Source organism: Shouchella clausii, from assembly GCF_002250115.1.
GTDB classification, from domain to species: Bacteria; Bacillota; Bacilli; order Bacillales; family Bacillaceae_D; genus Shouchella; species Shouchella clausii.
Map to the genome: position 1 here is coordinate 3860330 of NZ_CP019985.1, position 21517 is coordinate 3881846.

Annotated in this window: 18 protein-coding genes and 1 riboswitch; all 18 genes read right to left on the reverse strand. The window is 45.6% G+C overall.

Annotation, left to right across the window (positions count from 1 at the left end; all coding sequences use genetic code 11):
* Positions 1–8 precede the first annotated feature (8 nt).
* Complete coding sequence (gene der / locus BC8716_RS18880) at positions 9–1322, reverse strand: ribosome biogenesis GTPase Der (protein WP_094429298.1); 1314 nt, start codon at positions 1320–1322, stop codon at positions 9–11.
* 77 nt (positions 1323–1399) lie between these two features.
* Positions 1400–2023, reverse strand: coding sequence for a YphA family membrane protein (locus tag BC8716_RS18885; protein ID WP_094428223.1), 624 nt, complete (start codon positions 2021–2023; stop codon positions 1400–1402).
* Positions 2024–2113: 90 nt separating this feature from the next.
* A complete protein-coding gene (gene rpsA, locus BC8716_RS18890; RefSeq protein ID WP_094428225.1) occupies positions 2114–3268 on the reverse strand; it encodes a 30S ribosomal protein S1 in 1155 nt (384 codons plus the stop codon).
* A 92-nt stretch (positions 3269–3360) separates the two neighbouring features.
* Positions 3361–3951 carry a lysophospholipid acyltransferase family protein gene (locus BC8716_RS18895; protein WP_094428226.1) on the reverse strand — a complete coding sequence of 197 codons (591 nt, stop codon included), beginning with the start codon at positions 3949–3951 and terminating at the stop codon, positions 3361–3363.
* The gene (gene cmk / locus BC8716_RS18900; protein WP_094429299.1) at positions 3948–4625 is read right to left on the reverse strand and encodes a (d)CMP kinase; all 678 of its coding nucleotides are present in this window, start codon (positions 4623–4625) and stop codon (positions 3948–3950) included. The genes BC8716_RS18895 and cmk overlap by 4 nt, the downstream gene beginning before the upstream one ends.
* A 166-nt stretch (positions 4626–4791) precedes the next feature.
* Positions 4792–6135, reverse strand: coding sequence for a germination protein YpeB (gene ypeB, locus BC8716_RS18905; protein ID WP_094428228.1), 1344 nt, complete (start codon positions 6133–6135; stop codon positions 4792–4794).
* An 18-nt stretch (positions 6136–6153) separates the two neighbouring features.
* Positions 6154–7047 (reverse strand): spore cortex-lytic enzyme, encoded by an 894-nt coding sequence (gene sleB / locus BC8716_RS18910; RefSeq protein ID WP_094428230.1) that lies wholly within the window; start codon positions 7045–7047, stop codon positions 6154–6156.
* A 129-nt stretch (positions 7048–7176) separates the two neighbouring features.
* The gene (metH, locus tag BC8716_RS18915; protein WP_094428232.1) at positions 7177–10623 is read right to left on the reverse strand and encodes a methionine synthase; all 3447 of its coding nucleotides are present in this window, start codon (positions 10621–10623) and stop codon (positions 7177–7179) included.
* Positions 10620–12485, reverse strand: a complete 1866-nt coding sequence (locus BC8716_RS18920) for a bifunctional homocysteine S-methyltransferase/methylenetetrahydrofolate reductase (protein WP_094428234.1) — start codon at positions 12483–12485, stop codon at positions 10620–10622. Before BC8716_RS18920 ends, metH begins: the two co-directional genes overlap by 4 nt.
* A gap of 14 nt (positions 12486–12499) precedes the next feature.
* Entirely contained in the window at positions 12500–13606 is a 1107-nt protein-coding gene (locus BC8716_RS18925; RefSeq protein ID WP_094428235.1) for a methionine biosynthesis PLP-dependent protein, read from the reverse strand.
* A gap of 84 nt (positions 13607–13690) precedes the next feature.
* A riboswitch (SAM riboswitch) is annotated at positions 13691–13790 on the reverse strand.
* Positions 13791–13925: 135 nt separating this feature from the next.
* On the reverse strand, positions 13926–14090 hold the full coding sequence (locus tag BC8716_RS22525) for a hypothetical protein (RefSeq protein ID WP_169715968.1): 165 nt from the start codon (positions 14088–14090) through the stop codon (positions 13926–13928).
* Between the two features lie 110 nt (positions 14091–14200).
* Positions 14201–14848, reverse strand: a complete 648-nt coding sequence (gene prsW, locus BC8716_RS18930) for a glutamic-type intramembrane protease PrsW (protein ID WP_094428237.1) — start codon at positions 14846–14848, stop codon at positions 14201–14203.
* Between the two features lie 86 nt (positions 14849–14934).
* On the reverse strand, positions 14935–15894 hold the full coding sequence (locus tag BC8716_RS18935; RefSeq protein WP_169715969.1) for an asparaginase: 960 nt from the start codon (positions 15892–15894) through the stop codon (positions 14935–14937).
* Positions 15895–15899: 5 nt separating this feature from the next.
* Positions 15900–16868 carry a YpdA family putative bacillithiol disulfide reductase gene (locus BC8716_RS18940; protein ID WP_094428241.1) on the reverse strand — a complete coding sequence of 323 codons (969 nt, stop codon included), beginning with the start codon at positions 16866–16868 and terminating at the stop codon, positions 15900–15902.
* An 89-nt stretch (positions 16869–16957) separates the two neighbouring features.
* Positions 16958–18214 carry a Glu/Leu/Phe/Val family dehydrogenase gene (locus tag BC8716_RS18945; RefSeq protein WP_094428243.1) on the reverse strand — a complete coding sequence of 419 codons (1257 nt, stop codon included), beginning with the start codon at positions 18212–18214 and terminating at the stop codon, positions 16958–16960.
* 87 nt (positions 18215–18301) lie between these two features.
* On the reverse strand, positions 18302–19318 hold the full coding sequence (locus BC8716_RS18950) for a LolA family protein (protein WP_094428245.1): 1017 nt from the start codon (positions 19316–19318) through the stop codon (positions 18302–18304).
* Positions 19315–20733 carry a sensor histidine kinase gene (locus BC8716_RS18955; protein ID WP_169715970.1) on the reverse strand — a complete coding sequence of 473 codons (1419 nt, stop codon included), beginning with the start codon at positions 20731–20733 and terminating at the stop codon, positions 19315–19317. Before BC8716_RS18955 ends, BC8716_RS18950 begins: the two co-directional genes overlap by 4 nt.
* 20 nt (positions 20734–20753) lie before the next feature.
* Complete coding sequence (locus BC8716_RS18960) at positions 20754–21440, reverse strand: response regulator transcription factor (protein WP_094428249.1); 687 nt, start codon at positions 21438–21440, stop codon at positions 20754–20756.
* Between the last annotated feature and the right edge of the window lie 77 nt (positions 21441–21517).

The window sequence follows — 21517 nt, forward strand, 5'->3', positions numbered from 1 at the left end:
GCCAATTATTAATCATTCTTTTTTCGTGCGATGATGTGAATAGGCGTTCCTTCAAACTCAAAAGTAGCACGCAATCGGTTTTCTAAAAAGCGCCTGTAAGAGAAATGCATCAGTTCGGGTTCGTTTACAAAGAACACGAATGTCGGCGGCTGTACGGCCACTTGCGTCACATAATTGATTTTCAAGCGCTTGCCTTTATCCGTCGGGGTTGGATTCATGGCTACCGCATCCATAATCATATCATTGAGGACATGAGTCGGGACACGAAGATGATGGCTTTCTGACACTTTCCTCACTTCAGGCAGCAACAAGTGAAGGCGTTGCTTCGTCTTGGCGGACAAAAAACAAATTGGCGCATACGAAAGAAACTGAAACTCGGAACGGATGTCTTCGATAAATGTCTGCATCGTTTTGTCGTCTTTTTTTACGGCGTCCCATTTGTTGACGACGATGACGATTGCCCTTCCCGCTTCATGGGCATAACCGGCTATTTTTTTATCCTGTTCAATAATCCCCTCTTCGCCATCTAAAACGACAAGAACGACATCAGACCGTTCAATCGCCTTTAGTGAGCGGAGCACACTATATTTTTCAGTGGCTTCATAAACTTTGCCACGCTTACGCATACCGGCGGTATCAATCACAACATAATGTTGGCCATCTCGCGTGAAGGATGTATCAATCGCGTCACGGGTCGTCCCTGGAATTTGGCTGACGATCACCCGTTCTTCGCCAAGAAGCGCATTAACAAGCGAAGACTTGCCGACGTTCGGACGGCCGATCAATGCCATTTTTATCGTATCATCTGCATAATCATCGTCGTTTTCTTCAGGAAAATGGCGAACCACTTCATCAAGCAAGTCGCCAATCCCTAATCCGTGGGAGCCTGAAATGCCGTAAGGCTCGCCAGCCCCTAATGAATAGAACTCGTAAAGCGAATCCCTCATTTCTGGGTTGTCGACTTTATTAACAGCAAGCACAACCGGCTTTTTCGACCGGAAAAGCATGTTTGCCACTTCTTGGTCTGCGGCAGTGATTCCTTCTCGTCCATTGACCATAAAAATGATCACATTCGCTTCGTCAATGGCAATTTCCGCCTGTTGGCGCATTTGCACGAGCAACGGTTCATCGCCAAGCTCAATTCCGCCTGTGTCGATTACATAAAATTCGTGGTTTAGCCATTCGCCTTTGCTATATAAACGGTCACGCGTTACTCCCGGTAAGTCTTCAACAATGGCGACACGCTCGCCAACAATCCGGTTAAATATAGTTGACTTCCCTACATTCGGCCGGCCAACGATTGCAACAACTGGTTTAGTCACAATCACACACCCTTTCTCCTTCAAACTACTAAAAAACAGCGTTCGCTTTCTTCTCCAGCTTATCCATTTTACTATCTTCATGCATGCTTGTCTATCCTTGTTGGCACTGGCTTCGGCTGTCTACTATTCGCAAGCACATGCTGGCGCCATTTCCCTAGGGCCATTGAAAAGACCAAAGCGGCTGTACTCACGGAGACGCTAATGGCAAATACGTCAAAAAACGCAAGCGAGCCAAGCTCCATTCCTCCGTTAAAACCATGGCGATACACATTCAAAAACAAGTCGCCGTAAAGGAGGCCAGTCGCTAACACAGCAGTACGGTTTGCTCTCCTTTTTAAGATAAAAATGGTTAAAAGTACAGCACCTGCAGACAGAAAACGGCCGTCAATGAGTAAAATAACCGGATCGAGACGAATCAATTCTTGTATGCCTATGTAAGTGGCCGCAACAAATAAACAGCAAACAGCCGGATACATGATGCCAATGAACCTAAGCTTTCCTAGCTGTAGATAACAGATCAATAGACTAAAAACATAGCCAATGCTAATTTGGTTGCCTGAAATGATCACGTTCAAAGGAATAAAGCATAATAGCGCTAAAATGCTTGCACACATCACTTGCCGCAGTTCATTTTTCGGCAACAAAAATGTTCCGACAATCCAGGCGAGCCAACCAAACCAGTAAACAAATACACCGTCCATTTCTCATCACCTCATTGCCCAGTATCGGCGCTTTCACCAACATTTAGACATAAAAAAACCGGCGCAGCTCAGCTTGCGCCGGATCATGTGTTATTGGTCACGGTATTTTTTCAACTGATCGCCGATCATATCTCCAAGCGAGAAGCCAGAGGGCTCGTCGTTGGCTGGCTTTTCATAGGCACGTGTTTCTTTTCGTTCTTGCTCTTCAGACGCTTCGCGAATGCTAAGAGATACGCGTCTGTCTGCTTCGCTAACTTCGAGCACTTTCGCTTGCACTTGTTGCCCTTCTTCCAACACTTCTTGCGGAGTGCCGATATGGCGTTTAGAAATTTGCGAGATATGGACGAGTCCTTCCACCCCTGGTGCGATTTCCACAAAAGCACCAAACGATACGAGGCGCTTGACTGTACCAGTAACGATATCGCCAGCTGAAAATTTGCTTTCAATGTTTTCCCATGGGCCAGCTAGCATCTCTTTGATAGAAAGGGAAACGCGTTCGCTATCAGGATCAACGGAAAGCACTTTAACTTTCACATCTTGCCCTTCTGACAGCACGTCTGACGGATGCTCGACACGCTCATGGGCAATTTGCGAAATATGGACGAGCCCATCAACACCACCAACATCGACGAAAGCGCCAAAGCTGGTCAAGCGCTGAACTTTCCCTTCAACGACATCGCCAGCTGAAAGGGAATGCAACACTTGCTTTTTCTTTTCTTCAATTTCGGCATCGAGAACAGCCCGTTGTGATAGAATCAACTTATTGTTGTCTTTGTCAATTTCTGTTACTTTCAAACGCAATTGCTTGCCTTTGTAATCAGAAAAATCTTCAACATAATGGCGCTCTACTAATGAAGCAGGAATAAATCCTCTTACGCCAACATCGACGACAAGGCCGCCTTTCACAACTTCGGCTACTTCTGCTTCAATAACCTCGCCTTTTTCATACGCTTCCTCAAGCTGTTCCCATGCCTTTTCGGCTTGAACCGCTTTTTTCGACAAAATCAATTCATCATCTTCGACTTTTGTGACTTTCAGTTCTAATTCATCGTCAACAGAGAGGACATCGCTTGCCTTTTCTACATGCAGGCTCGACAGTTCACTAATGGGCACGATGCCGTCTACTTTAAAGCCGACATCCACAAATGCCTGCTTGTCTTCAACTTTTGTTACTTTCCCTGTAACAATATCCCCTACAGAAAAAGATTTGATTTCATTCATGCCGTCATTCATTTCTTCGACCATTGACTTTTGCCTCCTTCAATCCGGCAACGCCGGGCATCTTGCGTTTTTTTATAAACAGCCTTCAATGTTTCTAAAAACGAATGAAGGACGTTTTATGATAGATCTTGATATTGATCCTTCAGCTTTTGAATTTCATCCATGATGATTTCAGTGACTTCCTTTGCTGAAGTGCGGTTCGCCCGGTGCTCTTCCATAGAGATTGGCTTTCCATAAACGAGGGTAACACGGCCCCTCATTTTGTAAGGGCCAATAATGGCACACGGGACAACGTGGGCGGTGCTTTTTAAAGCAAAAAAACCAGCGCCCGACAGCCCCTTTCCGATCTCACCGGTTTTAGAGCGCGTTCCTTCTGGAAAGATGCCTACCATATCCCCAGATTTTAAAATATCTAAAGAAGTGCGGAGCGATTGTTTATCGCCGCCGGCGCGATTGACTGGGAAAGCGCCTAGCTTTCTCAGCAGCGTTTTCAAAACAGGTACTTTAAACAGCTCTTTTTTAGCCATGTAACGTACTGGCCGTTTGATATAGGCACCTAGCAAAGGCGGATCATTGTTGCTAATATGGTTTGCGCATAGCAACACTGCACCTTTGTCTGGAATGTTTTCTTTCCCATAAATACGAACTTTGAACAGCGCATTCAAGTAAAGGCGGCAAACGGCTTGTCCAAATTGGTAAAGTGTCATTGGCGCGAATGCTCCTTTACTAAATCGAGAATCGTCTCAACGACTTCATCAATTCCCATGCTGGTCGTGTCGACGACTTGCGCGTCGGCTGCCTGCTTAAGGGGAGCGATCGCTCGTGTTGAATCCAGTTCATCACGCTTAGCAATGTCTTTTTTTAGTTGTTCGAAATCCGACGGGAGCCCTTTTTCCAATTGCTCAAGATGGCGGCGTCGAGCCCGTTCTTCGACTGAAGCAGTCAAAAACACTTTTACATTGGCATCTGGGAGCACATGGGTTCCAATATCGCGTCCGTCTAGTACGGCGTTTTTCGATTTGGCCAGCTCCTGCTGCATCGCTGTCATGCCTTCCCGTACTTCCCGGTGGCTCGCTACAAGCGACACATTGCTGTTCACTTCGTCTGTACGAATCGCAGCGGTAATGTCAGCGCCGTTCCAGAAAACAGCCGTCCCTTCATTGGATGATTCCAAACGCAGCTCGCTCTTTTCTAGAAGTTTGCCAAGCGCTTCCCCGTCGTGCAAATCAACGCCCTCAGCTAACGCCGCAAATGTGATCGCCCGATACATGGCCCCAGTATCAATATATAGAAAACCTAATTTTTCAGCTGTTTTTTTGGCCACTGTGCTTTTTCCGGCGCCAGCAGGTCCATCAATTGCCACATTAAATCCTTTTGCCATAAATTCACAACACTTTCCTGCATTCTCTTTCTTACGATACGACAAAGCAGCAGACTTTTCAATCCTAACGTTCACTTCCCGTATCTTTCTTTTTATTATCTCATAATTTGCATAAATGGCAAGCACGAGACGAAAAAAAGGCTCTCTTTCCGGAGAGCCTTCTGAATTAATATTCTGGTTCTGAATCCTTCATTCGTTCGACTTTTTCTTCTTCGCCTGTCAACGCATTAATGAAAATTCGGTATGTGTCGTTATCCCTTGTTCCGTAAAATTCATAAACAAATACTTCTTCATTAATGTCATTTTCAATGACGGCAAGGTGGTCTTCTTGAATTTCGACATGTTTATTGACTTTGGCTTGCGCCTCTTCTTTCGTCAATTTTGGTTCTGGGATTTGCCTGTCTTCTTGATGGTGGATCAGATGGCCACGGCCGACATAGGATATAACGTCCCCGTCATCTAAAGCCACTTCAATCATGACGTTATCCGGGTATATGCGGACTCCGTCTTGGACATAAGCAAATTCGAGAACGCCAACGTTGTCGTATTGCGTGCTTTCAACGAGCTGCATGCCTTCTTTGCCGCCACGTTCAAGAAAGTTCTGCGCTTTATTGACCGCTTCATTCAAACTGATTTTCGCTTTATCAATTTGCCGGTCTTGCATAAACCAAATCGGTTCGCCGCCTTCAACGCTCATATCCATGTCATAGTTGGCTTGGTTATCAGGATCATCAATCAAGAGAGAATAAGCTGGATATTCTAGCGCTTTTGGCGAGTCGCTAATTTGCACGCTCGTGCCTTCGCCTAATTTTAAATAATCAAGCGCTCGTTGCTTTGCTTCCTCTTTTGAAATCTTTTCTTTTCCTGCCAGCGCTTCTTTTAACTCGCCATTTAAGTTGCGGATCGCTGAATCCGTTGCGCCCCATTCTACTTCGCTAAAACCTTGAACCGATTTATTTAATCTTTCAAAGTGGCCTGCAACCGATGATTGGGATGGCTCGTTTTCTCGCTGTTCATCATTTTGAGCCAGCCATTGCATGTCTCCTTGCATAACAGTTGCTTGTGTTTTTCTCATTGATTCCCTAATAGAACTGGCTTGCTCATACAATTGGGACAATGTCTCATATTCTTTGTCCGTAAGCGGCTCGTTGTTTAAGTCGCGGACAGATGTACGGTAGGCAAAATCGCCGATTTTAAACAAATATTTTTCGGTGTCGTCCATATTTAACTCTTGAACAGGCAGTTCAGCCAAACTTTTCTCAGCAAGGCTCGTCACCCGCCAAACATCAGCCAGTGAAGGCGTCAATTGCCTTTGTGTGTTCATCGCAAGTGTCTTGCCAAGCTCGTCTTCAATTTGGTCAATATGGTAAGTCAAATCATGAAATGCCCGCTGGTACGTATTGTTCGCTGTAATTTGCAGCTGGTCTTTTTCTTGCTTTTGCTGGTAGCCCCAAACGCCTGTGCCTACTACTGCAACAGCTAAAGCAGCGATTAAAAGATTGCGAAACATGCAACTAGCACCTCCGTTTTAATAGCAGAAAATATGTTTGCCAATTCGCTTAATTTGTGGCCGTGACCAAATCCATCCTGAAGTCGCTGTATCTGGATTAAAATAATAAAGCGCATTGTTGGTCGGGTCTTGCCCATTTAAGGCATCAAGCACAGCTTGCCTTGCCGTTTCATCTGTGCCTAAATTAATTTGCCCATCAGCTACCGCCGTGAAAGCACGGTCTTCGTATATGACGCCAGCGACTGTATCTGGGAAAGTCGCTGAATTTAGACGGTTGACAATCACTGCTGCCACCGCGACTTGTCCTTCATAAGGCTCCCCACGGGCCTCGCCATACACTGCCTGAGCCATCAGTTGAATATCATTTGATGAATAGCCTGAAGGCACATTGTTTGCTTTTTCAATAATGGGTTCTTGTTCATTTCCAGTTTCAGGCTGATTCGGAGTTGGCTGCTGTGCCTCGCCACCTTTTCTTGCTTCTTTTTTTTGTTTGCCTTGCTTATCGGCAGAACCTTTTGGCCCTTTCTGGATGTCTTTTGGTGTGCCGCCATAGTGAGAAAATTTTCTACCTTCGTTCAGTGCTTTTGTCACAAAGGCTTTATCGTAGTCGGTTGTGCTCGCCAGCTTTGCTTTCATGTCGTCTCCAACCAACCCATCAATTTCAAGCCCATATTCGTACTGGTAATGCCGCACAGCCCAGTACGTCCCCCAACCAAAAACACCGTCAATTTTGCCATTATAATACCCTACATACTGCAAACGAGATTGCAATTCGACGACATCGTCGCCTGTTGCCCCTTTTTGAATGATTTGGTCACTAAAGGCATCAACCATTTCGTTGTTAAAAAAAAGAACCGCAAACGCTAAAGTTGCACCGAGAAGGCACCGAGCGATTCGCTTTGTTCGAAACATATTTTCGTTCCTCCTTATGCCCACTCATTGTGGGGAAATTGGTCGTTACTGCTAGTCTTTGTTTTGCTGGGGTGTTTTTATGCACAAAAAAACAGACGCAAATGCTTTCGCTCATTTGCGTCTGTGTTCTTATAAGCCCCCCACATTAAAATAACGGGCTTCCGGATGAGAAAATACAAGCGCTGTGACAGATGCTTCTGGTTCCATCATGTACCCATCGGTCAATTCTATACCAATTTTTTCTGGACGGAGCAATTGAAACAACTTAGCTTGATCCTCTAAATTCGGACAGGCAGGATAGCCAAACGATACGCGGATGCCTTGGTACTTCGCTGCAAACCGTTCGCTCATTGTAAAATCAGCGCCATCTGGAAACCCCCAACGATCACGCATTTGCTCGTGGACGCGTTCTGCCAAACCTTCGGCTGTTTCTAATGCAGCCGCTTGAATTAAATGACTATACAAGTAATCGCCTTTTGCTTTTGCCGCTTCTGCTGCCTCGCGCACACCAGCTCCGGCGGTAACCGCTAAAAACCCGACATAATCAACCCCTTCACCAATAGGGCGGACATAATCTGCCAAGCATAAGAACGGAGCTTGCGTTTGCCGGGGAAAAGCAAAACGTTCAAGTTCACGGCCAACATCATAAGGATCAAAGATCACTAGCTCATCGCCGTCGGCATTAGCAGGATAGAAACGGTACATCGCATTCGCCTGTAACGTTTTCTTCATCTTCGCTTCTTGGAAAAACGCATCAACTTGGGCTTTTAGACTCGTGGTGCGTTGGTCTTTCTCAGCAAGCAAGCGGCTCACTTTTCCTTTGATGCCAAGATGACGGCCAAGAAGCATTTGCATATTCACATATGGGTAAATATGGTCGATTTTATAATCGCGGATTATATGCTCATCAAGATCCGTTGGTTTAAAGACAGCGTGATGATGGGCGATATCCGACTTTTGCCTCTTAGCAAGCGTCGGCGCTTTCGTTTTTCGCTGATCGTTAAACTCTGCTTTTTGTTGTCTTGCCGTGGCTAGTTCAAGGGCAAGTTCATTTCGTCCTTCTGGAGAAGTGAGGCGATTGGCAAGCTCTAAACCATTCATTGCATCTTTTGCATAAACGACTAATCCTTCGTATTCAGGAGCAATCCGTGTATCCGTAAATTTCTTCGTTAAAGCAGCGCCACCAACGAGAATCGGGATGTCCACATGTTGTTGCCGTAAGTCTTGTGCTGTTAACACCATTTGCTGGGCGGACTTAACAAGCAGACCTGATAACCCAATTGCTGTTGGCTGTTCTTTTTTAATCGCTTCTAACAATTCATTAGAGGTCACTTTAATTCCTAGATTGACGATAGAGAAACCGTTATTGCTCAAAATGATGTCGACAAGGTTTTTGCCAATGTCATGAACATCTCCCTTAACCGTTGCAAGCAATATCTTGCCTTTCCCTTGTTCTTGTTCGCTTTTTTCCATATGTGGTTCAAGATAGGCAACGGCCGCTTTCATGACTTCTGCACTTTGCAACACTTCTGCAACGATTAATTCATTGGCGTTAAACAACCGTCCAACTTCATCCATGCCCGCCATCAGTGGTCCATTTATAATGGCAAGTGGCGTGTCATACAGGCGCAAAGCTTCAGCTAAGTCTGTCTCAAGTCGTTCTTTTGTCCCTTCGACAATATAGGCAGCGAGCCTCTCTTCTAAGGACATGTTTGCATACTCGACTTTTTTCTCGGTTTTCTTCCCACGATAAAAATCAGTAAACGCCGCCAAATGGGCATCATTCGTTTGAAACAACAGCCGATCGGCTAGCTGTTTCTCCTCATCAGGAATGCTCGCATAACGTTCCAGCTTTTCGGTATTGACAATCGCATAATCAAGGCCTGCTTGTGTGCAATGATACAAAAAGACTGCGTTTAATACTTCACGGCCAACTGGAGGAAGCCCAAAAGAGACATTCGAGACTCCTAAAATCGTTAAGCATTGGGGCAGCTCTTTTTTTATAAGGGCAATCCCTTCGACTGTTGCTGCTGCCGAACCGATGTATTGTTCGTCTCCTGTTCCTACAGGAAATACAAGCGGGTCAAAAATGATGTCATGAGGCGGAATGTTGTACTTTTCGGTTAGCAGCTTATACGATCGCTTTGCCACGGCCAATTTTCTTTCGGCTGTGACAGCCATACCTGTTTCATCAATTGTTCCTACTACAATGGCGGCGCCATATTTTCTCACAAGTGGCAGCACTGCGGCAAACCGCTCTTCGCCATCTTCTAAGTTAATGGAGTTAATAATCCCCTTTCCTTGGGAATAGGTAAGCGCTCGTTCTATGACAGCTTCATCAGTAGAATCAATCATTAGCGGCACTTTAACTTTGTTGACTACATAGTTCAGAAAAGCAGCCATGTCCTCTTGTTCGTTTCGATCTGGATCTGCTAAGCAAATATCTATGACGTGTGCTCCACGCTTGACCTGGGCCCTTGCGATTTCCGAAGCTTGTTCATATTCCCCTTCTTCAATCAGGCGTTTAAATTTCCGTGAGCCAATCACATTTGTACGTTCTCCAACGAAAAGCGGGCGCATCGAGTCGTCATACAACAGCGGTTCAATCCCTGATACAGCGTGGGTTTGACGTATTTTCGCCTTGCGGGGCGGGTACTTCTTGATCACTTCAACCATTTTTTTAATGTGGGCAGGCGTCGTGCCGCAGCAGCCGCCAACTACATTTAGCCAACCTTTGGCAGCAAATCCTTCAAGTTTTTTAACAAGCGAATCTGGCGTCTCGTGGTACACACCATCTTCATCGGGCAACCCTGCATTTGGGTAACAGCTCACATTCGTTTCAGCAAGTTCTGCGAGGGAGCGAATATGGTCGCGCATGAACTCCGGCCCAGTCGCGCAATTTAAGCCAACAACTGCTGGCTTCATATGTTCAAGCGACAAATAGAAGGCCTCCACCGTCTGTCCAGCTAATGTCGTGCCCATCGGTTCAATCGTTCCCGATACCATTAGCGGCAATGTTCGTTCAGTACGTCTGAATGCCTCGCTTATCCCTAGATACGCGGCTTTAACATTGCGCATATCTTGGCTCGTTTCCAACAACAAAACGTCACAGCCTCCGTCAATTAAAGCACGGGCTTGTTCTTCGTACGCTTCGATTAGTTCTTGGAATGTCGTCCCCCCAGTTACAGACAATGACTTTGTCGTCGGGCCCATCGCTCCAGCAACGAAACGGGGTTTTCCTGGTTTTGATGCGCGATCAGCTTCCATTCGGGCTAGTCGAGCGGCTTCCTTGCTAAGGTCATAGGCTAAATGGGCAAGGCCGTAATCAGCAAGAACGATGCTCGTTGAGCCGAACGTATTAGTGGAAATAATGTCTGCCCCTACCTGTAAATATTTTCCATAAATTTCCGATACAATATGAGGTGCAGTTTGATTTAAATACTCATTGCAGCCTTCATATGCTTCTCCACCAAAATCGGCTGCCGTCAAGTTTGCTTCTTGCAACATCGTCCCCATTGCTCCATCTAGCACAAGGATCGATTGCTTTAGCTGCTTTTCAAATAGAGATTCTGTCATATTCGCTCGCCTTCCATCGTGTGGTTTGTCGGATTCGCTATCGCTCGGCAATGGGTGGCAAGCGCTGCAGTTAATTCATAACGCAAAAACGGTGTTACTAAATACAAGCCGTTAAAATAGGTCCTAGCTGCGTCGGCTAGCTCCATCGCGATTTGCAAACCTTCTTGCTCGGCTTTTTCTTTGTCGTTTCCACATGCCGCCATCCGTGCTCTTGTCTCGTCGCTCAATGTCATTCCTGGCACTTCATTATGAAGAAACTCCGCGTTTCGGCTGCTTGTTAGCGGCATAATGCCAACGAAAATCGGCACAGGCAAATGCTTTGTTGCGTTATACAATTGTTCAAATTGTTGTTCATCGAAAATTGGCTGCGTCAGAAAATAATCAGCACCAGCTTCGATTTTCTTTTCTAAACGTCGCACCGCTTTATCAAGATGCTTAACATGGGGATTAAACGCTGCCGCTGTCGAAAAAGATGCTTTACTGCCAAGGGAGTTTCCAGAGAATGAAATCCCTTCATTCATTTGCTTAATTAAAGGCAACAATTTTAACGAAGATACATCATACACAGATGTTGCTCCAGGAAAATCACCAATCTTGCTTGGATCCCCAGTGATAACAAGCAAATCATGAAGCTCGGCTAGATGGAGCCCCATTAAGTGTGATTGCATGCCAATCAAGTTACGGTCACGGCATGTTAAGTGGACAAGGCTACGCAATCCTAACTGTTCCCTTACTAACATCGCCAACGTTTGGTTGTCAATACGAGGATTAGCAAGAGAATTGTCGGCAAGCGTTAACGCATCTACCCCTGCCTCTTTTAACGCTTTGGCTCCTTCCATAAATTTCGCAATCGTTAATTTTTTTGGCGGATCAAGTTCAACAATAATTGTTTGTTTGCGCCTTGCCAATTGGTCCAACGGCTCATTAAGCCGTTCTCCTCTTCCTGGTGCTTCCTCCTGAAGTTGGCTTGGCCGTCTGACAATGAGCGAGCGTGTTTTCGGCGTGTTCGTTTCGACGGCTTTAGCGATCGCGGCAATATGTCCAGGCGTAGTGCCACAGCAGCCGCCAATCAAATGGACGCCTTGTTCAATAAACGCCCCTGTCATTTCATAAAAGTAATCGGTATTGGAAGCATAAACAAAGCGTCCGTCTCGGTAACCTGGCAAACTGGCATTCGGATAGCAAGCAAGTGGGAAAGCTGACGATAATTCAAGCTGTTCCAAAGAGCGGAGCATATGATAAGGGCCCATACGGCAATTGATTCCTAAAACGTCTGCTCCTAATTGATGGAGTCGCTCGAGCGCTTCACCGAGGGGAATACCGCCATTTAAGACGCCGATATCGCCCATCGACACGTTCATAATAATTGCTTTGTCTGTAAGACGCCTTGCCAGCGCTACTGCTTCTTTTGCCTCTTCAAAATCATAAAATGTTTCAAACAATAACCCGTCAACGCCTGCTTCTAAGAGAGCAGTTATTTGTTCAAGTAAAGCAGCTGTAATCGCCTTGTTTTCCGTCTCTTCATGGAGGAACCCGCGAATCCCGCCGATTGTGCCAACTAACGCAAGCTGTTCGTCGTTGCCAATCGCTTTTTTAGCAATGCTGACGGCGGCGTTATTGATGTCTGCGACACTTTCGTCCAATCCATACTTTTTAAGTTTGACGGCATTTGCTGCATACGTATTGGTTTGCAGCAGTTTCGCACCTGCCTCAATATACGATCGATGCACATTGTAAACAGCGTCAGGCTGGGAAAGGTTTAATTCTTCGTAACATAAATCAAAACCTTGCTCGTATAAAAGCGTGCCCATAGCCCCGTCTCCAACGATTAAGCTCGTTTTTAACTTGTCGCGAAGTTCCATCGTATTTCCTCCTCCTAGGATTTTTTAGCGGCGGCAAATGCTTGCAGCAAATCAGCTACAATATCTTCTCCGTTTTCAATGCCGACTGAGAAACGAAGAAGGCAGTTATCGACTCCATTTGCAAGTCTGATCTCTTCTGGAATATCAGCGTGCGTTTGTGTTGCTGGATAGGTCATTAAGCTTTCGACACCACCGAGGCTTTCGGCAAACGAAATTAATTGCAAATGCTTTAGCAACGGGTTGACCCAAGCTTCGTTTTGAACCCGAAACGACAGCATTCCGCCTCTCCCAGGATAAAGCACGTCTACAATGCCCTCTGTTTGCTCCAATGCATGCACCACTTTTTTAGCGTTTTCTTCATGCTTGGCCATCCGCAATGCCAATGTCTTCATTCCTCGAATAAGCAGCCATGAATCAAATGCTCCTAAAATACCGCCAGCACCATTATGATAATAAGCGAGCCGTTCACAAAGATCGTCTCCTTTCGCAACGATAAGCCCGGCAACGACATCGTTATGGCCTCCTAAGTACTTTGTTGCCGAATGGATGACGATGTCTGCTCCTTCCGTTAGTGGCTTCTGCAAAAGCGGCGTATAAAATGTGTTATCGACAATGAGCAGCAAATCATGTTTTTTGGCGAGAGCAGCAAGCGCTGGAATCGAGGCTTCCTGCATAAGTGGGTTAGTCGGCGTTTCGATAAAAATGGCTTTCACGTTAGAGTGAATCGCTTGTTCAACTTCTTGCAAATTCCGTGGATCGACATATGTAAAGGACACGCCCCACCTTGTCCAGCCTCCTTCAAACAGACGGTACGTACCGCCATATAAATCTTTCGAACAAATAACCCCATCACCTTGCTCAAACAACGAAAGCACAATTTGAACAGCAGCCATTCCAGAGCTAGTCGCAAATCCGCGCTCGCCGTCTTCCAATTCAGCAATGGCTTTTTCTAGTACTTCCCTTGTCGGATTACCTGTACGGGCATAATCATACCCTGTCGATTCGCCAATGCCCGGATGGCGATATGCTGTTGAAAAATAAACAGGCGTGTTTACTGCGCCAGTATGGTCATCGCGGCGATTGCCAATTTGCGCTAAGATGGTTTCAGCTCGTTTTCCCATTCTCGGTTCCCCCTAAAATGTACTTTTGCAAAACAAAAAACCCTTCTCCAAGATTAGAAGAAGGGGTTGCTTACGTGCATGCTTCTCTTATCTTGCAGATAAACTGCTGGATTTAGCACCTGACCATCGCTGGCTGGTTGCTGAAGCTTCATTGGGCCATTCCCTCCACTTCTCTTGATAAGAACCTATTCAATTGTTAAACACCATTTATAAGTTTCTTCCACTTTACCGCAACTTTCACGCAAGTGCAACCATTATTTCAGTGCTGCCCTCTCCATCGTTTATAACGCGAAAAAAAAATCGCCACAAATGATGGCGATTATTCCGGGTTTGCTTCAACAATCAATTGATCTTCATTTCCGCAGACGCACTGTTTAAACCCTGTCTCGTATTCACCTTGTTCATTGCGCTTGCCGCGCAAAATGTATTTCTCCCCACATACAGGGCAGCGAATGACGATGCGATAGCGGTTTGCTGTGGTCATGATTGAATCCCCCTTCGTGTTAAATGTTCGCTTACACAGTGAAACGGCTTCAGACTGTAGACAAACGCTCGCATAAGACGTCGTTTGACAAGCGTATCAGTCTAAGGATTTTAAACAGTAAAACGGCTTGCTTTTTTCAGCTTCCATATAGCGAGAAGCCAAAGAACGACCATAAATGGAATCATCGCAAAAAGGACATAATGGCCAAAGCTTGATAAAATAAAGTCATATCCGCCATGCAATAGGATTGGCAGAATCGCTCCAAGAAGTAAAAACATTTTTTTATGGTCTTCTTTGTACTTCGCTTGTCCAATGTAATAGCCCATGACAATCCCGTAAACAGCATGTGCCGTTGTTGGCAAAACAGTTCGCGGGATGGCTGCCTCTAACCCATAAGCGATCATGTATAAGCCATTTTCAACTGTAGCAAAGCCGAGGGAGACGGAAAAACCGAACAAAATGCCGTCCCCTGGGCGCTGAAGCTGTCCATGTTGGTAGGCAAATACAAACAACATGAGCCATTTTAACCCTTCTTCCAGAAAACCGTAAAGCAAAAACGCTTTAGCAGCTGGATGGGGAAAGACATTTTCTTCAGTAAAGGCAAATTGGATGACCAAAATCGGCACGACTAGCAGCGCGCCGATAATGAAAATCCGGAGAACGAGAAACATTTTTGCTTTGCTGTATACATCGCGCAAATAGACATATGAAAACAATGCCATGGCCGGAGCCAGTGCAGCTAGAACAAGGGATACCATGGCTGACCGCCTACTCTCTTTGGTTCGCTAATAAAACATTCCTTTTTTCTAGTATAAAACCGGCTTATTCCGATCAGCAAGCGCCATCACATAAACCCAGCTGCTAGTTCCTTGTTCGCTGCTAGCATGACCATTGCTTTAATCCGTGCTTTCTTGCTGTCATAATCGGAGCCGAGAATGACACCCATTTGTTCGAGTTGGTGGGCACTTCCTTTGTAGTCATACGTTGGGTATACTTTCCCTTCTTCTGAGGCGGTCGTCACAATGATTGGCTTCTTGTTGGCAACCGCTCGTTCCAACGTAGCTACTAGGTTTGGAGGAACTTGGCCGCGGCCAACGCCTTCAACCACCATCCCATCGCATACAGCAATCATCCCTTCCAGCATGTCTGCGCTCATGCCTAAATAAACTTTAGCAATGCCAATTTGTTTAAGAGGAGTATCGCCAATTTCATAAAACTCCCGGCGAACAGGCTTTTGATACGTAAAAATCACATCGTTGTCTATAATTCCTAAATAGCCGAAACCAAAGGCATTAAACCCTTGCAAATTGGAGGCATGCTCTTTTTTGACATAACGGGCTGCAAAAATCCGCTCGTTAAAAACGACGACACAGCCAGTATGCTTTAAATCAGGTTCACAAGCAGCATAAATGGCATGACGTAAATTAATAAACGCATCACTGCCTGTTTGCTCTGGTCCTCGTTGAGATCCTGTGACGATTATGGGACGCTCGTCTTTGTTCGTTAAATCTAAAAAATAGGCTGTTTCTTCAAGCGTATCGGTGCCGTGTGTGACAACAATCCCGTTAATCGTCTCGTCTTCAAAAGCACGCTCTACTTCGCGCTTTAACAACAGCCAATCGGCGAGTGTAATATGAACGCTTGGTTTTTGCAATACAGAGCGCACACTTACACGGATGTCTTCCGGCAAACCACATAGCTTTGCCAACTCTTCTCCAGAAAGTTCACCTGCGACCAATTTGCCGCTTTCGCTTGTGGTGCTTGCAATCGTGCCTCCAGTTGTCAGCAACATCACATGGCGCATCTTCATCACTCCATTTCAATCCTGCGCGCAATTGCTTGTGCAATCAAAGGGCCGTGCAGGCGACCATTTTCAATAAAAATTTCATTAGCATTGTTTCCAGCAGCAATGACGCCGGCAATAAAAATGCCTTCCACATTTGTTTCCATCGTTTGCTCGTCATATACAGGCCTTCCTGTTGCTTCATCGACATGTACACCAAGACTGCGAATAAAAGAGTGATCAGGATGGTAGCCGGTCATCGCAAACACAAACTGCGCTTTAGCTTTGTGCTCTTGTTTCCCTATCCGGTAGTGTACGTGGCTATCCGTAATCTCATACACATCAGCATGAAAGACCATTTTGACCTTTTCATTCCGCACAAGGGACACGAGCTCTGGCAAAATCCACGGCTTTACGCTTGCTGAATAATCGCTGCCCCGATAAAGCATAGTGACGCGGGCACCCGCTTTTTCTAACTCAAGCGCTGCATCAACAGCCGAATTTTTGCCGCCTATAACAACCACATCATGGTCGAAATAAGGATGGGCTTCTTTAAAATAGTGCATCACATGGCTTTTATCTTCACCTGGTATTCCCATCATATTAGGAGAATCATAATAGCCTGTGGCCACAATCACATGCTTCGCTTCAAGTGTTCCTTTTGTCGTCGTCACTTCAAATGAACGATCAGCCCGTTTTACTACGCGGAGCACTTTTTCAAATGCACGAATGTGGAGCCTTTTTAATTTTGCTACATTCCGATAGTAGACAAGCGCCTGGTTCCTCCGGGGTTTGCGGTCCTCCACAATGAAAGGGACACCGCCTATTTCTAAGCGTTCGCTTGTACTGAAAAAGGTTTGGTGCGTTGGATAGCGGTAAATTGAGTGGACAATGTTCTCTTTTTCCACAACAACAGCAGACAACCCCTTTTCTTGACATGCAATTGCCGCAGCAAGGCCACAAGGGCCGCCGCCAATAATGACTGCATCTACCACATTCCTCACCTCATCAAAACATTCAAAACCCTTGTCCTCAAAGGCAACTTTGGACAAGGGCACTTATTTTCTCATCATAGTATAGCAGATCAAACCCATCCACGGAACCGAGAAGCTTCGGCCATGCGTCTCACACCGACCATATAGGCAGCGAGGCGCATATCGACTTTACGGCGCAAAGCAAGGTTGTAAATGTTGTTAAACGCTTCCGTCAGCACTGTCCGCAACCGTCCTTCAACTTCCTCATCCGTCCAATAGTAGCCTTGGTTGTTTTGCACCCATTCAAAGTAAGAGACCGTTACGCCCCCAGCACTTGCCAAGACATCAGGCACAAGCAAAATGCTCCGTTCTGCAAGGATTTGCGTGGCCTCAAGCGTAGTCGGGCCGTTAGCTGCTTCGACGACAATCGCTGCTTTTAACTTGCCTGCATTGTGTGAGGTGATTTGGTTTTCAATAGCTGCTGGAACCAAAATATCACATTCTTTTTCTAACAGCTCCTCATTTGTAATCGTATCTTTAAATAAATTTGTTACTGTCCCGAAACTATCGCGGCGATCAAGCAAATAGTCAATATCTAAACCTTCTTCTGCATAAAGGGCGCCATATGCATCGGCAATTCCTACTACTAGTGCCCCTGCGTCGGCCATAAACTTCGCCAAAAAGCTCCCTGCATTGCCAAAGCCTTGAATAATGACGCGCGCGCCTTCAAGGTCAATTCCTTTCTTTTTCGCCGCTTCCATGATGCAAATCGTCACACCTTTTGCAGTCGCTGCCTCTCGACCGTGTGACCCTCCGAGCACAAGCGGCTTTCCCGTAATAAAATTGGGTGAGTCAAATTCGCGAATCCGGCTATATTCATCAAGCATCCACGCCATAATTTGCGAGTTGGTAAAAACATCTGGCGCAGGAATGTCTTTCGTCGGGCCAACAATTTGGCTAATCGCGCGGACATAGCCACGGCTTAGACGTTCCACTTCTCTAAACGACATCTGCCTTGGGTCGCAAACAATGCCTCCTTTTCCTCCACCGTATGGCAAGTTGACAATGCCTGCTTTTAAACTCATCCAAATCGACAGCGCCTTGACTTCTTTTTCACTGACATCTGGATGAAACCGTACGCCTCCTTTTGTCGGACCAACAGCGTCATTATGTTGGGCACGGTAGCCGGTAAAGATTTTCGTTGATCCATCATCCATTCTCACAGGAATACGGACGGTCAACATCCGTACCGGCTCTTTAAGTAGTTCATACATTTCATCTGGATAGCCTAGTTTTTTTAGCGCCTTATGTATAATGGACTGAGTTGCTGCAAGAACATCTAATTTATCCTCTTGGTTTTCGTCCATCTTTTCCACCTCTTTGGAAGTCAGCTGCTCACATCTTTATCTTAATGAAATGCTCACATAATTGCCATCCTTTTTTCTAAAAACCGACTAGTCTGCTGAAACAAGTTCCATTCCTTCAATCAATTCCACTGCCTGTTGCTTTTGCCAATCCCTCATTGTGAACAGTTCATAGAAAAGCCCGTCTTCCGTCCAATTTGCATAATGACTCGACGGTTCCCAACTAAAATGGACCTCAATGCCACGAACAGTCTCGGTCTCACTTTCACCAATCCATTCCAAACCGTAGCTGTTTGAGACGGTCAGTTCAATTTCTTTGCCTTCGCTATCGAGATACGACGCAACAACCGAAGCGTCCTCACTGCCGCCGTTATACAGCTCAATGTTTTCCAGCTTCAAGCCGTTTAACTCGTTTGGCAAGCGCAGCGATTTGTCAAAGGCATCAGCCAATTCGTTTTTTTCCATTTGGACAGGTGCCTCTTCACTTACTAAAACAAATCCATCTTCCTCCACATCAAACCAGCCTTCGGGAAAGTCAGGCTTAAAGCGAACCTCGACAGCTTCCCCTGCCACGACTTGATCAGAGTACGTATAAACCGTCTTTAGTTGGAGGTACGTTTTTTTGTCGACCCATAACTCAGCTTCCTTTATGTGATCAGTCTCAGAATAAAAATGGAGTTTAAACACATCACGTTTTAAAAAGCGCTCGTCTTCAACGACTTCAATCTCATGGTTTTTCAACAAATAGTTCACTTCATCAAGCAACGCTTCTTTTGGAGTAAGCGGGTTCGTCGCTTCTTCTGCGTTTGCTTCGTAAATCATTTTTGTTTCATAGTCTTTTTCATAAATATTTCCATCAACATATAAAGAAGTGGACAACAGCTGGCCGTCTTTGGCAAAGTCGACCCGCTGCGTCTGCTCGTCTTTTGCATAGACCGACTCGCTGTAGCCATCATCAAATTCTTTAATGATCGTATAAGGAACAAACTTTTCTTCTCTTGCAAGGGCTTGTTCGAGCACATCTTCCGCATTGATGGTCATGAAGCTGCACCCACCTGTAAACAACAACCCTGTTATGGCCGCTAAAAAAAGCGGTTGCCGTTTCATTCATTTCCCCCCTCTGTTTTTATGCACGGAATGGAAAAGAAAAACGTACTTCCGTGTGGTGGCGACGAATAGACATCAATTGTGCCTCCATGTTGATTGATCAGCTCCCGGCAAATAGACAGCCCTAAGCCTACCCCTTTGTCGTTTGTTTGGCTTCTTGCCTGTTCTACTTGAAAAAACGGGTCAAAGAGCTGGCGTTGCACGCCACTTGGAATGCCTTGTCCTTCATCTTTAACAAAAATATAGAGTCGCTGTTCATTTGTCCGCGCAACGAAAGGAGGCAAACAAGACTGCTTGTTAGTTGCATACAAGGAAATTGCTCCTCCTTCAGGCGAATAGCAAATGGCATTGGTAACCAAATTGTCCATGACTTGAACAAGGCGGCCTGCATCTGCATCGACTTCAGCTGGCTCTATTTCCATGTTCGTACTTAACCTTAACTGCTCTTTTTCAAGGTCGTACCCGTCAAACAACAATTCGACAAGCTCTTCTGCATCAACTTTTTTTAACGACAAACTAAAGCTCGTTGAATGAACTTGGGAGAAAATCAGCAAATCTTCAATCAATCGTTGCATATACTCGGTCTTTGCTAAAATAACCTTGCTGTACTCCTCCCTTTTGTCAGGGTGGGCGTGCATCCCTTCTGCATACGCGCGTATCGATGTCAAAGGCGTCCGTAAATCATGTGAAATCGCTGCAATCAGCTTCTTGCGATCTTCGTCATCACTTTGTTTTTGGGCATCAATTGCTCGCAAATGCGCTGCCATGTTTGCAAAATTGTCCATCAGTTGGCCAACTTCCGTACGCCCCCGCTTAACAGGGGTCGTACGATTTTGTTTTCCATAAGCAACTTCGTCCATTTCCGCTTTCATCCAAGCAAAAGGAACGAGCATATTCCGTTTAAACCAGTGCTGTACAATGAAAAGCGTGATACCTACGGTTATAAGAAAAAACAGGATCGTCAACATGTAGACTTCCTTCGTTTCCTTGCGTATGCCGCTTTTGTCAAAGCGAAGCTCAAAGTAGCCTGCAATTTGGTCTTGCAAAAAAATCGGCTCCTTGTAAATGTAGGCCGAATCACTTGATTGCCAACTATACAAATTGCTGAACATGCCCTCTGGCGTAAGGTGAGTGGCAAAAACCCCTTCCTCAGAGGCGCTTTGGAATTGCAAGGCCCGATCCTTTGAATAAAGACCTAACTGGACGTTATCATGTTGTTTAAGCGCCAAGCGGCCAAGCTCTTTTGCCGAGCCATCAAACATTTGTGCATTCTGATTTAGCGTTCGGCTTATGCTTTTAGCGACAATCATCGACTCTAAATGGTTACTTGACTCTTCTTTCGCCACACGGTTTAGTTGGTATGAAAATAAGCTTGTCGCAATAAACGGGACAAGCGCGGTTGCGAGCAAGAGCAAGTTTAACTGCCCCCTAAGCTTCATCGGTTCCCAAGCCCTATAAATTTATAGCCAACGCCCCACACCGTTTCTATGTATTTCGGATGCTTCGTCCCGTCTTGTAATTTGTGTCTGACATTTTTTACATGGACTGTCACCGTCCTGCTGTCAAAGCCGTCGCCATTCCATACCGCTGCGTACAACTCTTCTTTTGTAAAAACGCGCCCTGGGTGGTTGGCTAAAAACAGCAGCAGTTCAAATTCTTTTGCCGTAAAAGAAATCTGCTCGCCACGGGCGAAAACACGCCTGCCCGTTATATCGATTTCTACATCTATAAATTGAAGCCTGTCTTCTTGCTGTGGGTACGACCGTTCATAACGGCGAATTTGCGCTTTCACCCTTGCCGTTAGTTCAAGGGGGCTGAATGGCTTTGTTACATAGTCGTCTGCGCCTAACCCGAAACTTTGGACTTTGTCAAAATCAGTTTGCTTTGCACTAACAACAATAATGGGCACTTCTGAACTGGCACGAATTTTCTCACACAAAGCAAACCCATCCATTTTCGGGAGCATCAAATCGATTAATACAAGCTGGTAAGCACCGTCACAAAAGGCACGGTAGCCACTCTCGCCATCAGCTTGCCATACGACTTTAAAGGATTCCCTCTCTAAATACTCTTTCACAATCGTTGCAATTGATCGATCATCTTCAATTAACAATATTGCCATAAACCGTTCTCACACTCCTAAAACGCTACCCCTTATCATACCAAGGTTTCATTCATTTATTGCTTTTCGCTCAAGTA

Bases quoted from the DNA above. Each gene is read 5' to 3' on its own strand.
- BC8716_RS18885 (WP_094428223.1), bottom strand. From the start codon at position 2,023: ATGGACGGTGTATTTGTTTACTGGTTTGGTTGGCTCGCCTGGATTGTC.
- rpsA (WP_094428225.1), bottom strand. From the start codon at position 3,268: ATGGTCGAAGAAATGAATGACGGCATGAATGAAATCAAATCTTTTTCT.
- BC8716_RS18895 (WP_094428226.1), bottom strand. From the start codon at position 3,951: ATGACACTTTACCAATTTGGACAAGCCGTTTGCCGCCTTTACTTGAAT.
- cmk (WP_094429299.1), bottom strand. From the start codon at position 4,625: ATGGCAAAAGGATTTAATGTGGCAATTGATGGACCTGCTGGCGCCGGA.
- ypeB (WP_094428228.1), bottom strand. From the start codon at position 6,135: ATGTTTCGCAATCTTTTAATCGCTGCTTTAGCTGTTGCAGTAGTAGGC.
- sleB (WP_094428230.1), bottom strand. From the start codon at position 7,047: ATGTTTCGAACAAAGCGAATCGCTCGGTGCCTTCTCGGTGCAACTTTA.
- metH (WP_094428232.1), bottom strand. From the start codon at position 10,623: ATGACAGAATCTCTATTTGAAAAGCAGCTAAAGCAATCGATCCTTGTG.
- BC8716_RS18920 (WP_094428234.1), bottom strand. From the start codon at position 12,485: ATGGAACTTCGCGACAAGTTAAAAACGAGCTTAATCGTTGGAGACGGG.
- BC8716_RS18925 (WP_094428235.1), bottom strand. From the start codon at position 13,606: ATGGGAAAACGAGCTGAAACCATCTTAGCGCAAATTGGCAATCGCCGC.
- BC8716_RS22525 (WP_169715968.1), bottom strand. From the start codon at position 14,090: ATGACCACAGCAAACCGCTATCGCATCGTCATTCGCTGCCCTGTATGT.
- prsW (WP_094428237.1), bottom strand. From the start codon at position 14,848: ATGGTATCCCTTGTTCTAGCTGCACTGGCTCCGGCCATGGCATTGTTT.
- BC8716_RS18935 (WP_169715969.1), bottom strand. From the start codon at position 15,894: ATGCGCCATGTGATGTTGCTGACAACTGGAGGCACGATTGCAAGCACC.
- BC8716_RS18945 (WP_094428243.1), bottom strand. From the start codon at position 18,214: ATGGACGAAAACCAAGAGGATAAATTAGATGTTCTTGCAGCAACTCAG.
- BC8716_RS18950 (WP_094428245.1), bottom strand. From the start codon at position 19,318: ATGAAACGGCAACCGCTTTTTTTAGCGGCCATAACAGGGTTGTTGTTT.
- BC8716_RS18960 (WP_094428249.1), bottom strand. From the start codon at position 21,440: ATGGCAATATTGTTAATTGAAGATGATCGATCAATTGCAACGATTGTG.